The sequence below is a fragment of the Chimaeribacter coloradensis genome, from assembly GCF_002858715.1.
GTDB lineage: Bacteria > Pseudomonadota > Gammaproteobacteria > Enterobacterales > Enterobacteriaceae > Chimaeribacter > Chimaeribacter coloradensis.
Genome location: NZ_PJZH01000001.1, coordinates 483,138 through 497,230, shown reverse-complemented (window position 1 = coordinate 497,230; position 14,093 = coordinate 483,138). Strand labels below are relative to the sequence as shown.

Sequence of the window (14,093 nt, the reverse complement as noted above, 5' to 3'; positions counted from 1 at the left end):
CCCGAGCGGCCAAAGGGAGCAGACTGTAAATCTGCCGTCACAGACTTCGAAGGTTCGAATCCTTCCCCCACCACCATCCTTTCAGATAGCAGTAACTCCCTGATAAGCATCCCAGTAACAATGAACTTCCCATTCGGGGAAAAACGAAGAACCTTCGGCCAAGATCCGGGCGTTTCAGCCATAAGTAAAGATGATACGCGTGCCCGGCCGGAGAGCGCCGGGCAGCAAAGGCGGGAATCAGGTGCGTGGGCTGCTTTTGCTCAGCGCGCCTTTGACCTGACCAACCAGATCACGGCGGAAATCCCCCAGGCGTGGTTTATCATCTTCCAGCCACGGCAGGGGGCGGCACAACTCCATCGCTTTGATGCCCAGCCGCGCGGTGAGCAGCCCGGCACCAATCCCCTGGGCCGCCCGGGCGGAGAGACGGGCAGCCAGATCCTGCGACAGCCAGTCCACCCCCACTTCACGGGCCAGCTCAGACGCCCCGGCAAAGGCCATATTCAACAGCACCAGCCGGAACAGCCGCAAGCGGCTGAAATAGCCCAGTTCTATGCCGTACAGCGCCGCAATCCGGTTGACCAGCCGCAGGTTGCGCCAGGCGATAAAGGCCATGTCCACCAGCGCCAGCGGGCTGACCGCAATCATCAGCGCCGATTCCGCCGCCGAATGGCTGATCTCCCGGCGGGCCTGCCTGTCCAGCACCGGCTGCACCAGCCGGGCATAGAGCGCCACCACTTCGCGGTCATTTTGCGTCTCATGCAGTGAAGCCTGCCAGCGCTGCAGCGCCGGGTGGCCCGGCTCAATCCCGGCCTGCCGGGCCAGGTTCTCGCAAAAGGCCCGGGCCTGCCCCACGCCGTGACTGTGCAACAGATCGCGCGCGGTATCGCGCATTTCAGCGCGCTGGCGCAACCGGTATAACCGCCGCCACTCGGTGATCAGCGACCCGGCCCCGGCCAGCACAATCAGCCCACCGGCCGCACAACCGCCCAGGGCGATCCACTGCTGTTCCAGCCAGGCCTGATGCGCCCACTGCACGCCCTGCGCGACGAGGCTGACGCCAAATATCGCCAGCCCCAGCGTCACCATGTTGCGCCACAGGCTGCGGCGTGGTTTCAGCACCTGCGTCACTACCGCTTCCGCCTCGCCTTCGCTCTCCTGCGGCTCCGGCCCGGCGGGCAGAAATTGTTCCGCCTCGCGCTCGCTGAACGCCTGCGCCGCGCGCAATACCGGCTGCGCCGGGGCATCAAGCGGCTGATCGAAATCGATGCGCGGTTTTATCGGATCGTTCATCGCAATTTATCTCCCAGTAAAAACTCCATGACGGCATCCAGCCGGATGTGCGGCAGCGGCGTGTCTACGGGAAGGGACGGCGGCCGGAACTGCTCAAAGCGGAACCCCTGCTGCTGCCAGAACGCCCCGCCCGGCAGGCGCGCCGGCACTTCGCCGGGGAACACAGTCAGCGGCGCGCCATCTTCCAGCCGGTGCCCCTTCAGCGCCGGCACCGGCTGCCCCTGATACTCAATGATGCCGCTCTGGGTCGCCTGCACCGAGGCCAGGCCGACGCAGTCCATGCTGATGCCCTCAAAGGCGGCATTCTGCCACGCCTCCTGTACCAGCTGCTGAAGCAAGGAGACCAGGTTGGCATGCTGCTCGCCGGTGATGTGGTCCGCTTTGGTGGCGGCGAACATCAGCTTATCAATGCAGGGGGCGAACAAGCGGCGGAACAGCGTGCGTTTGCCGTAATGGAAACTCTGCATCAGCTGGGTCAGCGCCAGGCGCATATCATTGAAGGCATGCGGGCCGCTGTTGAGCGGCTGGAGGCAGTCCACCAACACAATCTGCCGGTCGAAGCGCACAAAGTGCTCTTTGTAGAAACCCTTGACGACGTTCTGGCAATAGTAGTGGTAGCGCTCACGCAGCATGCCGAAGTTGGTCTGCTTGCCGGCCTGCGCCAGCCGCGCCTCCCCGATGCCGTTAACGTCCGGCCAGGGGAAAAATTGCAGCGCCGGCGCACCCGCCAGCTCCCCGGGCAGCACAAAGCGCCCCGGCTGGATAAAGTGCAGCCCCTCCTGCTTACAGCGCACCAGATAGTCGCTGTAAGCCTGGGCGATGGCCGCCAGCAGGTTTTCATCCGCCGGGGCGAAAGGATCGCACTTCCGGCAGAGGGCGAGCCAGGGTTCCGCCCAGGTCGCGCGCTCCCCCTGTAACAGCCCGGCCATCTGCAAAGACCAGCCGGCGTAGGATTGATCCAGCATCGGCAGGTCGAGCAGCCATTCGCCGGGGTAGTCCACAATTTCCAGGTAGAGCGTCGAGGTCTCTTTGAGGTGGCGCAACAGGGAGGCCTGCGAGCGGAAACGCAGCGCCAGCCGCATTTCACTGACGCCGCGTGTCGGCAGCGGCCAGGCGGGCGGCGTGCCGTGCAGCGCCGCCAGCCCTTCATCGTAACGGAAGCGGGGAATACCCAGGTCGCGCTGGGGCACGCGTTTCACGCCCAGCAGGCGATCTTCGCGGGCGGCGGCGAACAGCGGCAACCGGGCACCGCTGTGCAGATGCAGGAGTTGGTTAACGAAGGCGGTAATAAAGGCGGTTTTGCCGCTGCGGCTCAACCCGGTGACGGCCAGCCGCAGATGGCGATCCATGCCGCGGTTGACCAGAGAATTCAGTTCATTTTGTAATCGTCTCATTCGGCTCCCTGGTGAAACGTCCAAACAGCGCGGTAAACCCGCGTTTCAGTAGTGGTTCCAGCACCAGCGCCAGTACAAAGCGCAATGGGCGGCTGCCCACCACACCCAGAATACGGGCAGCCACACCGGCCGGTCCATAGCTGATCGCCATCATAAACAGAAAGCGCAGCACTTTTTTAAGGGTAACGCCGGACGCCGAGCGTGTCATAAGTTAACTCCAGAGTGAATGATTCTGCATGATGTTAAGGCGGCAATCAGCCATAAAAACGGCGCGTACCGCCGGGCGATACGCGCCGTCATGGGTAAACTCAAAGCTGGCGGAAACGGCTGCGCACCCCGAAGGTTTCCGATGTGACATAGCGCTCTACCTCGCGTAAGCGGCGCTCACTGTGGCGCAGCACCGCATCGGCTTCGTCCAGCAGCTCATGGGGCGTGGCCGCCTCTTCACCGCTGAAACGGCTGGCAGGTGCCGGGTCGAGCACAAAGCTGAGGATGATGTACGCCAGCACGGTAAAGGCAAACAGCCCGAAGAACAGCGAGAGCACCACCATGACCCGCAGCAGCTTGACCGGCACGTTAAAGTAGTGGGCCAGCCCGGCCAGCACCCCTTTCACCATGCCCTCTTCCGGCACCCGGTAGAGTTTTTTCTCTGTGAAATTATTCTTCATTATGACTCTCTCCAGTGCGGGTGTTCAGCATCCAGGATCTCTTCCAGCGCCCGGATGCGCTCTTGCATCCGGCGTGCATCCTGCGTCAGTTGGGTCAGGTGTTGCACATCCTGCTGGCTGAGCTGCCCGCCACGCTGCTGGCGGCTGCTGTAGTGCAGCCAGAGCCAGATCGGCGCCACGAACAGCACGAAAATGGTCAGCGGAATTGCTAAAAATAAGACGCTCATTCCTTCTCCTTAATGTGTGACATAAGCGCGGCAACCGGCCCGCGCATGGGCCGGCATTCCCTGTCCCTGTTATTCCGGGCGCTGCATTTTGGCTTTCAGGGCCGCCAGTTGCGCACTGATCTCATCATCTGCTTTCAGTTCCGCAAACTCCTGACTGAGCGACTTCTGTTTGCCGAGGCTGACGCTCTCCGCTTCCGCTTCCATCTGGTCGATGCGGCGTTCAAACTGCTCGAAGCGCACCATCGCCTCGTCGAGTTTGCCGCTGTCGAGCTGGCGGCGCACCTCACGTGACGAAGAGGCTGCCTGGTGGCGCAGCGTCAGCGCCTGCTGGCGGGCGCGGGTCTCCGTGAGCTTTTTCTCCAGCTCGCCGATTTCGCCCTTCATGCGGCCCAGCGTCTCTTCCACCACCGCCACTTCGGTTTTCAGGGTGGTGACCAGATCGGCCAGTTTCTGCTTCTCGATCAGGGCAGCACGGGCCAGATCGTCTTTGTCTTTACGCAGCGCCAGCTCGGCCTTCTCCTGCCACTCCGCCTGCTGGGTCTCGCCCTGCTCAATGCGGCGCAGCAACTGTTTTTTCTCTGCCAGCGCGCGGGCAGAGGTTGAACGCACTTCCACCAGCGTGTCTTCCATCTCCTGAATCATCAGGCGGACCAGCTTCTGCGGGTCTTCGGCTTTGTCCAGCAGGGAGTTGATGTTGGCATTTACGATGTCAGCAAAACGCGAAAAGATACCCATAAAACACTTCCTCTTTGACGGTCACGCGGCAATGGCCGCAAAATTTTTCTCTCGCCAGCCGCCTGTTGCGTTGGCGGATTTCTGTAACGCAAAGGGTAATACAATTGCCGTGCCAACTTTTGGCAGAAAATATCTTCTTGAAATAACAGCGCTTTATGAAAAAGAGTCTGCTAGCCTTAAGGTGAGACTGGTCAATTTAACCAATGGGTGGTGAATTTAATCATGAGTGAAACCCTGGATAACCTGCTGGGTGAGGCCAACAGCTTTATTGACGTGCTGGAACAGGTGTCGCAACTGGCGAAGCTGAACAAACCGGTGCTGGTGATTGGCGAGCGCGGCACCGGCAAGGAGCTGATCGCCCACCGGCTGCACTACCTCTCCGAGCGCTGGCAGGGGCCGTTTATCTCCCTGAACTGCGCCGCGCTGAATGAAAACCTGCTCGATTCCGAACTGTTCGGCCATGAGGCCGGGGCGTTTACCGGCGCGCAGAAGCGCCACCTGGGCCGTTTCGAGCGCGCCGATGGCGGCACGCTGTTTCTGGATGAGCTGGCCACCGCGCCGATGCTGGTGCAGGAAAAACTCTTGCGGGTGATTGAGTATGGCCAGCTGGAACGCGTCGGCGGCAGCCAGCCGCTGCGGGTGGATGTGCGGCTGGTGTGCGCCACCCACGCGGATCTCCCGGCGCTGGCGGCAGCGGGCCGGTTCCGCGCTGACCTGCTCGACCGGCTGGCGTTCGATGTGGTGCAGCTCCCGCCGCTGCGGGAACGCCAGCAGGACATCATGCTGCTGGCTGAACATTTCGCCATTCTGATGTGCCGCGAGCTGCACCTGCCGCTGTTCCCCGGCTTCAGCGAGCGCGCCACGTCCACACTGCTGGGCTACACCTGGCCGGGCAACGTGCGTGAGCTGAAAAACGTGGTTGAGCGCTCTATGTACCGCCACGGCACCAGCGACGCACCGCTGGATGAGATCATCCTTAACCCCTTCCGCCCGCGCGCGCCTGCCGCTGCCCCCGCCGCCGAACCCGGCAGCCTGCCTGCGCTGCCGCTCGACCTGCGGCACTATCAGCACCAGCAGGAGCACGCGCTGTTACAGCAGGCGCTCACCCAGGCGCACTACAACCAGCGCCGGGCGGCCGGGCTGCTGGGGCTGACTTACCACCAGCTGCGCGGGCTGCTGAAAAAACATGCGTTGCTGGCCGGTGATGCGCCCGATGGGGCAAAAAACCCCTGACTCAGCCGGCCACAAAGGTGCAACAGATTGGGGTGATCGCCAGAGTACGGTACAATCATCTTATTGCTTACTTAACAATGAAGCGTTTATGCGAGTCTTAACTTACTGGGTGCTGGCGCTGGCCGGGCTGGCCGGCAGTGTCTGCGCCGCACCGAAACCGGTGCCCGCCACCCCGCCCGACATCCGCCAGAGCGGCTTTGTCTACTGCGTCAGCGGCATCCTCAACACCTTCAACCCGCAGATGGCCAGCAGCGGGCTGACGGTGGACACATTAGCCGCCCAACTCTATGACCGCCTGGTGGATGTTGACCCTTACACCTACCGGCTGATCCCGGAGCTGGCGCAACGCTGGGAAGTGCTCGACAACGGCGCGACCTACCGTTTCCACCTGCGCAAAGATGTGCCGTTCCAGACCACCGGCTGGTTCCGCCCCACGCGCCTGATGAATGCCGACGATGTGCTTTTCAGCTTCCAGCGGATAGTGAACCCCCGCCACCCTTACCATGAGATTAACGGCGGCAGTTACCCCTACTTTGACAGCCTGAAATTTGCGGACTCCATCAAACGCATCCGCAAGATTGATGATTTTACCGTGGAGTTCCGCCTGAACCAGCCGGACGCCTCGTTCCTCTGGCACCTGGCAACCCATTATGCGCCGGTGCTCTCCGCAGAGTACGCCGGCGACCTGACCCGCCGCGGCCATGAGGAGGAGCTTGACCGCCAGCCGGTGGGCACCGGGCCGTTTATGCTGAACGAGTACCGTGCCGGGCAGTATATCCGCCTGGCGCGCAACGGCGCCTACTGGAAAGGGGTGCCGCGTATGCCGCAGGTAATCATCGACCTCGGCGCGGGCGGTACCGGCCGCCTCTCCAAGCTGCTCACCGGCGAGTGCGATGTGCTGGCTTACCCTGCCGCCAGCCAGCTCACCATCCTGCGGGACGACCCGCGCCTGCGGATGACCCTGCGCCCCGGCATGAACGTCGCCTACCTGGCGTTCAACACCGGCAAGCCGCCGCTGGACAACCCCAAAGTACGCGAGGCGATTGCGCTGGCCATCAACAACCAGCGGCTGATGCAGTCGATCTACTACGGCACGGCGGAGACGGCGGCCTCGATCCTGCCGCGCGCCTCCTGGGCCTACGACAACGCCGCGCAGGTCACGGAATATAACCCGGAGAAAGCGCGCCGCCTGCTGCAAAGCCAGGGCATCTCCGGGCTGCAACTCTACCTCTGGGTGCCGACCGCCTCGCAGGCCTATAACCCCAGCCCGCTGAAAACCGCCGAGCTGTTGCAGGCCGATCTGGCACAGGTGGGCATCCAGATTGTCATCGTGCCGGTGGAGGGGCGCTACCAGGAGGCGCGGCTGATGGAGATGAACCACGACCTGACGCTCTCCGGCTGGGCCACCGACAGCAACGACCCGGACAGCTTCTTCCGGCCGCTGCTGAGCTGCGCGGCGATCCATTCGCAGACCAACTATGCTCACTGGTGTAACCCGGAGTTTGACGCCCTGTTGCAGCGCGCCCTGCTCTCCCAGCAGCTCTCCCAGCGGATGGATGAGTACCAGCTGGCCCAGCGCATCCTGGAGCAGCAGCTGCCGGTGCTGCCGCTGGCCTCCTCACTGCGGTTGCAGGCCTACCGTTATGACATCAAGGGGCTGGTGCTCAGCCCGTTCGGCAACGCCTCCTTTGCCGGGGTGTACCGTGAGGCTCCGGAAGGAACACAACCATGATTATCTTTACCCTGCGCCGCCTGTTGCTGCTGCTGATCACGTTGTTCCTGCTGTCGCTGGTCGGGTTCAGCCTGAGCTACTTCACCCCGCACGCCCCCCTGAGCGGCGCGGCGCTGCTGGACGCCTACAGCTTCTACTTCCAAAGCCTGATGCAGTGGGATTTCGGCGTCTCCAGCATCAACGGCCAGCCGATCCGCGAACAGCTGCATGAGGTGTTCCCGGCGACCATGGAGCTGTGCGTGCTGGCGTTCGGACTGGCGCTGCTGATTGGCATCCCGCTCGGCATCACCGCCGGGGTGATGCGCCACAAGTGGCCGGACACGCTGATCAGCATGCTGGCGCTGATCGGCTTCTCTATGCCGGTGTTCTGGCTGGCGCTGCTGCTGACGCTGTTCTTCTCGCTGCACCTCGGCTGGCTGCCGGTCTCCGGGCGGCTCGACCTGCTCTACCAGCTGAAACCGGTGACCGGCGTGACGCTGATTGATGCCTGGCTTTCCGACTCCCCCTACCGGGACGACATGCTGCTCAGCGCCCTGCGTCATATGGTGCTGCCGATTGCCGCGCTGGCCGTGGCCCCCACCACCGAGGTGGTGCGCCTGATGCGCATCAGCACCGATGAGGTGTTCAGCAAGAACTATATCAAGGCGGCGGCCACCCGCGGCCTGTCGCGCTTTACCGTGATCCGCCGCCACGTGCTGCACAACGCGCTGCCGCCGATCATCCCCAAACTGGGGCTGCAGTTCTCCACCATGCTGACCCTGGCGATGATCACCGAAGTGGTGTTCAGCTGGCCGGGCCTGGGCCGCTGGCTGATCAACGCCATCCGCCAGCAGGACTATGCCGCCATCTCTGCCGGGGTGATGCTGGTCGGCGCGCTGGTGATTGTGGTCAACGTGCTCTCCGACATTCTGGGCGCGCTGACCAACCCGCTGAAACATAAGGAATGGTATGCCCTTCGATAATGTCTACCACGAGAAGCGGATTGCCGGGCCGCTGCGGGCGATGTGGCGCGCGTTCTACCGCGACACCCTGGCGATGATCGGCTTCTACGGCGTGGTGCTGCTGATGCTGCTCTGCGTGTTCGGCCACTACCTCGCCCCCTATACCCTCGACCAGCAGTTCCTGGGCTACCAGCTGTTGCCGCCCTCCTGGTCGCGCTACGGTAACGTCTCCTTCTTCCTCGGCACGGACGACCTGGGGCGAGACATCCTGAGCCGCCTGCTCTCCGGTGCCGCCCCGACCCTCGGTTCCGCCGCAGTGGTGACGGCGGCGGCGGCGCTGTTTGGGCTGATCCTCGGGGTGCTGGCGGGCATCACCCACGGCCTGCGCTCGGCGGTGATGAACCATGTGCTGGATACCCTGCTTTCGATCCCCTCGCTGCTGCTGGCGATCATCGTGGTGGCGTTTATCGGCCCGAAGCTGGAACATGCGATGCTGGCGGTGTGGCTGGCGCTGGTGCCGCGCATGGTGCGCACCGTTTACAGCGCGGTGCATGACGAGCTGGAGAAAGAGTATGTGGTGGCCGCCCGGCTCGACGGGGCGTCCATCCGCTACCTGCTCTGGTATGCCATACTGCCTAATATTGCCGCAGTGCTGGTCACCGAATTTACCCGCGCCCTCTCAATGGCGATCCTGGATATTGCCGCCCTGGGCTTCCTGGATCTCGGCGCACAGCTGCCCTCGCCGGAGTGGGGGGCGATGCTGGGCGACTCGCTGGAGCTGGTCTATGTCGCGCCCTGGACGGTGATGCTGCCGGGCGCGGCGATCATGGTCAGCGTGCTGCTGATCAACCTGATGGGCGACGGGATGCGCCGGGCGATAAACGCGGGGATTGAATCATGAAACAGGCCGTTATGCGGCGTCACCTTACCCGCCGGGAGGGCCAATAATGCCTCTGCTTGATATCCGTAACCTGACCATTGAATTTATGACGCCGGATGGCCCGGTCAAAGCGGTTGACCGCGTCAGCATGGCGCTGATGGAGGGCGAAGTGCGCGGGCTGGTGGGTGAATCCGGCTCCGGCAAGAGCCTGATCGCCAAGGCGATCTGCGGCGTCACCAAAGATAACTGGCGCGTCACCGCTGACCGGTTCCGCTTTAATGACATTGACCTGCTGCAACTGACGCCGCGCGAGCGGCGCAAGGTGGTCGGCCATAATGTCTCCATGATCTTTCAGGAGCCGCAATCCTGCCTTGACCCGTCCGAGAGCATCGGCCGCCAGCTGATGCAGGCGATCCCCGGCTGGACCTACAAAGGCAAGTGGTGGCAGCGGCTGCACTGGCGCAAGCGCCGGGCGATTGAGCTGCTGCACCGGGTCGGCATCAAGGATCACAAAGACATCATGGGCAGCTTCCCCTACGAACTCACCGAAGGGGAGTGCCAGAAGGTGATGATCGCCATCGCGCTGGCCAACCAGCCGCGTCTGCTGATCGCCGATGAGCCGACCAACGCCATGGAGCCGACTACCCAGGCACAGATTTTCCGCCTGCTGGCGCGGCTCAACCAGAATAACAACACCACCATTCTGCTGATCAGCCACGACCTGCAGACCATGAGCAAGTGGGCTGACCGCATCAATGTGCTCTACTGCGGCCAGACGGTGGAGAGTGCGACCTGTGAGGATCTGCTGGCCGCGCCGCACCACCCTTACACGCAGGCGCTGATCCGGGCGATGCCCGATTTCGGCCGTTCCCTGCCGCACAAAAGCCGGCTGAACACCCTGCCGGGGGCGATCCCGTCGCTGGAGCATCTGCCGATCGGCTGCCGGCTGGGGCCGCGCTGCCCCTACGCACAGAAAAAATGCATTGAGACCCCGCCGCTCAAGCCGGTGAAAACCCATGCGTTTGCCTGCCACTTCCCGCTGAACATGGAGAAGTCGTGATGGCCGAGACCCTGTTTGAGGTGCGCAACCTCAGCAAGACCTTCCGTTACCGCACCGGCCTGTTCCGGCGCATGAACGTGGAGGCGGTGAAGCCGGTGAGCTTTACCCTGCGGGAGCGCCAGACGCTGGCGATCATCGGCGAGAACGGCTCCGGCAAATCAACCCTGGCGAAAATGCTGGCGGGTATGGTGGAGCCAAGCGGCGGCGAAATGCTGATCGACAACCATCCGCTGGCCTTCGGCGATTACGGCTACCGCAGCCAGCGCATCCGCATGATCCTGCAAGACCCCAGCACCTCTCTGAACCCGCGCCAGCGCATCGGCCAGTTGCTGGATGCCCCGCTGCGCCTGAATACTGACCTGGATGCCGCGGCACGCGTACAGCGCATCAACCAGACGTTGCGCCAGGTGGGGCTGCTGCCCGACCACGCCGCCTACTACCCGCATATGCTGGCGTCCGGCCAGAAACAGCGCGTGGCGCTGGCGCGGGCGTTGATCCTGCAGCCGCAGGTGATCATCGCGGATGAGGCGCTGGCCTCGCTGGATATGTCCATGCGCTCACAAATTATTAACCTGATGCTGGAATTGCAGGAAAAACACGGCATATCGTATATCTACGTCACCCAGCATCTCGGCATGATGAAACATATCAGTGACCAGGTGCTGGTGATGCACCAGGGCGAGGTGGTGGAGCGCGGCTCTACTGCGGAGGTGCTGGCGGCCCCGCTGCATGACCTCACCCGCCGGCTGATTACCAGCCACTTTGGCGAAGCCCTGACCGCCGATGCCTGGCGGCGTGATACCCGCTAAGCCACACTGATCGGAGCAGATGGCGAATCATCTCCTAATTTCGTCCGGGCATGCTAGAATCGCCCGGTTTATTAACGCGGAAGCGCGGCCCGGCGCTGCTGCCGGGCAGTCAGGCTTCCGCACGCACAATGACCACAAGGATTATTGCTATGGGTTTTCTTACCGGCAAACGCATTTTGATTACTGGCGTTGCCAGCAAACTTTCCATCGCTTACGGTATCGCTCAGGCTATGCACCGCGAAGGCGCGGAACTGGCCTTCACTTACCAGAATGACAAGCTGAAGTCCCGCGTTGAAGAGTTCGCGACCGAGCTGGGTTCCAACCTGGTGCTGCCGTGTGACGTGGCAGAAGATGCCAGCATCGATGCAATGTTTGCTGAACTGGCTAAATCCTGGCCGAAATTTGACGGTTTCGTTCACTCCATCGGTTTCGCCCCGGCTGACCAGCTGGACGGCGACTACGTGAATGCCGTGACCCGTCAGGGCTTCGGTGTGGCCCACGACATCAGCTCCTACAGCTTTGTCGCGATGGCGAAAGCCTGCCGTACCATGCTGAACCCGGATTCCGCCCTGCTGACCCTCTCTTACCTGGGTGCAGAGCGCGCGATCCCGAACTACAACGTAATGGGCCTGGCCAAAGCCTCCCTGGAAGCCAACGTGCGCTATATGGCGAACGCCATGGGCCCGGAAGGCGTGCGTGTGAACGGCATCTCTGCCGGCCCGATCCGCACCCTGGCGGCGTCCGGCATCAAGAACTTCCGTAAGATGCTGGCCCACTGCGAAGCGGTTACCCCGATCCGCCGTACCGTAACCACCGAAGACGTGGGCAACTCCGCCGCGTTCCTCTGCTCCAACCTGGCAGCCGGTATCTCCGGTGAGATCCTGCACGTAGACGGCGGCTTCAACATCGCTGCCATGAACGAGCTGGAAATCAACTAAGCCTCTCTCCGGCAGCGCCTCTGCTGCCGGGTGACCCAACCGGCCCCGGGCCGGTTTTTTTATGCCCTTCACCTTCTGGGAGTGCCCTCCTGCCCTGCGGCGGGGCTGAACTTTCCCTCTCCCCATTTTCTGCCGGAATTGTGATTTAAAACGGATAAACCCCTGCGTCTTCCCCGGTTAATCACCTCATCTGGTAAAAACATTTTTTTCAACCTGAAATTTAAGCCAGAAATGGGATCTTCTTCACGTTTTCAGGCTGAGACAAAAAAGCAGCGAATCTTCTGCCTTCATTGAAAAGGGGAATATAGGGGAAAAGGCCACCCTGCCCTTATCATCTTCAATCAGACTATTCAGAGATAAGCAGATGAACCATAAGTGGGCTAAAAAGCAGAATATATCACTGATAAAAAATTGGATGGCGATTAATCAATATAATAGTTTGGAAAAGCCGCTGAACATAAACGTTAATCCTGCATAACATTTGCAACACCTGCTCATTATGCCACTGGGAATATATGTAACAGGTTATGTCAAATAGCTTGCCTCATTGACAAAGATCGTGAACATTACCTGCCGCTATCCATCTTATAACAATGCAAAGGATGCTTTCGGCATCACTTCTGCGCCATCCCTGTGCAACTTAAAACAGGCTGTGAATAAAGAGGTTTCAGTGTCAACATCAAACAAACAGACATCACAAGACGTCAGCTTAAACGCCTTTAAACAACCCAAAGCGTTTTACCTGATTTTCTCCATCGAACTCTGGGAACGGTTCGGCTTTTACGGTTTACAGGGCATCATGGCGGTGTACCTGGTCAAACAGCTTGGCCTGAGTGAAGCCGACTCCATCACCCTGTTCTCCTCCTTCAGCGCGCTGGTGTATGGCTTTGTGGCCATCGGCGGCTGGCTGGGGGATAAAGTCCTCGGCTCCAAACGCGTGATTATCCTCGGCGCGCTGGTGCTGGCGGTGGGTTATGCCTGCATCGCCTACTCTAACCACGACGTCTTCTGGGTTTACGTCGGTATGGCGACCGTGGCCGTGGGCAGCGGCCTGTTCAAGGCCAACCCCTCTTCCCTGCTCTCCACCTGCTATGAGAAAGATGACCCGCGCCTCGATGGGGCCTTCACCATGTACTACATGTCGGTGAATATCGGTTCCTTCTTCTCTATGCTGGCGACGCCGTGGCTCGCGGCCAAATATGGCTGGAGCGTGGCCTTCTCCCTGAGCGTGGCCGGGATGCTGATCACCCTGGTGAACTTCCTGTTCTGCGCCAAATGGGTCAAAAACCACGGTTCCAAACCCGATTTTGAACCGCTGCAGGTAAACAAACTGCTGATGACCCTGGTGGGCGTTGTTGCGCTGGCGGCGGCCTCAACCTGGCTGCTGCACCACCAGGACATCGCCCGCATGGCGCTGGGCGTGGTGTCACTGGGGATTATCATCATCTTCGCCAAAGAGACCTTTGCCCTGCACGGCATCGCCCGCCGCAAGATGATCGTGGCGTTCCTGATGATGCTGGAAGCGGTGGTGTTCTTCGTGCTCTACAGCCAGATGCCAACCTCCCTGAACTTCTTCGCCATCCATAATGTGGAGCACAGCCTGTTCGGCTTCCAGATGGAGCCGGAACAGTATCAGGCCCTGAACCCGTTCTGGATCATGCTGGCCAGCCCGCTGCTGGCGGCGTTCTATGCCAAAGCGGGTGACCGCCTGCCGATGCCGCACAAATTCGCGATCGGGATGGTGCTCTGCTCCGCCGCGTTCCTGGTGCTGCCGTGGGGCGCGACCCTGGCGAACGACGCCGGGATTGTCTCCGTCAACTGGCTGGTGCTGAGCTATGCGTTGCAGAGTATTGGTGAGCTGATGATCTCCGGCCTGGGCCTGGCGATGGTGGCGCAGCTGGTGCCGCAGCGCCTGATGGGCTTCATCATGGGTTCCTGGTTCCTGACCACCGCGGCCGCGGCCATCATTGCCGGGAAAGTGGCAAACCTGACCGCCGTGCCGCAGGACATCACCGATGCCCACGCCTCCCTGGCGATCTACAGCCATGTCTTCCTGCAAATCGGCATCGCCACCGGCGTGATCGCGCTGCTGATGATTATCGCCGCGCCGAAACTGCACCGCATGACGCAGGATACCGAGCAGGAACGCAAAGCGATGGATCTGGCGAAAGCGCGTTAATCCGCCG

14 protein-coding genes are annotated in these 14,093 nt (G+C 61.5%); 8 read left to right on the top strand and 6 right to left on the bottom strand.

Translation table 11 applies throughout. The annotated features are described in order from the left end of the window. Nucleotides 1-237: 237 nt before the first annotated feature. The 6 genes from CYR32_RS02315 to pspA form a co-directional block, all read right to left on the bottom strand. Nucleotides 238-1,290 (bottom strand): TIGR01620 family protein, encoded by a 1,053-nt coding sequence (locus CYR32_RS02315; RefSeq protein ID WP_101822114.1) that lies wholly within the window; start codon nucleotides 1,288-1,290, stop codon nucleotides 238-240. After that, nucleotides 1,287-2,684 (bottom strand): YcjX family GTP-binding protein, encoded by a 1,398-nt coding sequence (locus tag CYR32_RS02310; protein ID WP_101822112.1) that lies wholly within the window; start codon nucleotides 2,682-2,684, stop codon nucleotides 1,287-1,289. Before CYR32_RS02310 ends, CYR32_RS02315 begins: the two co-directional genes overlap by 4 nt. Further along, entirely contained in the window at nucleotides 2,665-2,892 is a 228-nt protein-coding gene (locus CYR32_RS02305) for a phage shock protein PspD (RefSeq protein ID WP_101822110.1), read from the bottom strand. Before CYR32_RS02305 ends, CYR32_RS02310 begins: the two co-directional genes overlap by 20 nt. Nucleotides 2,893-2,992: 100 nt before the next feature. Further along, complete coding sequence (pspC, locus tag CYR32_RS02300; protein WP_101822108.1) at nucleotides 2,993-3,352, bottom strand: envelope stress response membrane protein PspC; 360 nt, start codon at nucleotides 3,350-3,352, stop codon at nucleotides 2,993-2,995. Continuing rightward, nucleotides 3,352-3,579 (bottom strand): envelope stress response membrane protein PspB, encoded by a 228-nt coding sequence (gene pspB, locus CYR32_RS02295; RefSeq protein ID WP_101822106.1) that lies wholly within the window; start codon nucleotides 3,577-3,579, stop codon nucleotides 3,352-3,354. Before pspB ends, pspC begins: the two co-directional genes overlap by 1 nt. 69 nt (nucleotides 3,580-3,648) lie before the next feature. Continuing rightward, nucleotides 3,649-4,314 carry a phage shock protein PspA gene (gene pspA, locus CYR32_RS02290; RefSeq protein WP_101822104.1) on the bottom strand — a complete coding sequence of 222 codons (666 nt, stop codon included), beginning with the start codon at nucleotides 4,312-4,314 and terminating at the stop codon, nucleotides 3,649-3,651. 222 nt (nucleotides 4,315-4,536) lie between these two features. On the opposite strand from pspA, the gene pspF reads away from it, so the two are divergent. The 8 genes from pspF (at nucleotide 4,537) to dtpA (ending at nucleotide 14,086) form a co-directional block, all read left to right on the top strand. Then, on the top strand, nucleotides 4,537-5,547 hold the full coding sequence (gene pspF / locus CYR32_RS02285; protein WP_101822102.1) for a phage shock protein operon transcriptional activator: 1,011 nt from the start codon (nucleotides 4,537-4,539) through the stop codon (nucleotides 5,545-5,547). A gap of 88 nt (nucleotides 5,548-5,635) precedes the next feature. Beyond that, nucleotides 5,636-7,279, top strand: a complete 1,644-nt coding sequence (sapA, locus tag CYR32_RS02280) for an ABC transporter substrate-binding protein SapA (RefSeq protein WP_101822101.1) — start codon at nucleotides 5,636-5,638, stop codon at nucleotides 7,277-7,279. Beyond that, entirely contained in the window at nucleotides 7,276-8,241 is a 966-nt protein-coding gene (gene sapB / locus CYR32_RS02275; protein ID WP_101822099.1) for a putrescine export ABC transporter permease SapB, read from the top strand. The genes sapA and sapB overlap by 4 nt, the downstream gene beginning before the upstream one ends. After that, the gene (gene sapC, locus CYR32_RS02270; RefSeq protein WP_101822097.1) at nucleotides 8,228-9,121 is read left to right on the top strand and encodes a putrescine export ABC transporter permease SapC; all 894 of its coding nucleotides are present in this window, start codon (nucleotides 8,228-8,230) and stop codon (nucleotides 9,119-9,121) included. The genes sapB and sapC overlap by 14 nt, the downstream gene beginning before the upstream one ends. Nucleotides 9,122-9,167: 46 nt before the next feature. Then, nucleotides 9,168-10,160, top strand: a complete 993-nt coding sequence (gene sapD / locus CYR32_RS02265) for a putrescine export ABC transporter ATP-binding protein SapD (RefSeq protein ID WP_101822095.1) — start codon at nucleotides 9,168-9,170, stop codon at nucleotides 10,158-10,160. Further along, nucleotides 10,160-10,969 (top strand): putrescine export ABC transporter ATP-binding protein SapF, encoded by an 810-nt coding sequence (sapF, locus tag CYR32_RS02260; RefSeq protein ID WP_101822093.1) that lies wholly within the window; start codon nucleotides 10,160-10,162, stop codon nucleotides 10,967-10,969. Before sapD ends, sapF begins: the two co-directional genes overlap by 1 nt. Before the next feature lie 149 nt (nucleotides 10,970-11,118). Further along, entirely contained in the window at nucleotides 11,119-11,907 is a 789-nt protein-coding gene (gene fabI, locus CYR32_RS02255; protein WP_101822091.1) for an enoyl-ACP reductase FabI, read from the top strand. Between the two features lie 670 nt (nucleotides 11,908-12,577). Next, on the top strand, nucleotides 12,578-14,086 hold the full coding sequence (gene dtpA, locus CYR32_RS02250) for a dipeptide/tripeptide permease DtpA (protein ID WP_101822089.1): 1,509 nt from the start codon (nucleotides 12,578-12,580) through the stop codon (nucleotides 14,084-14,086). The last annotated feature ends 7 nt before the right edge of the window (nucleotides 14,087-14,093 follow it).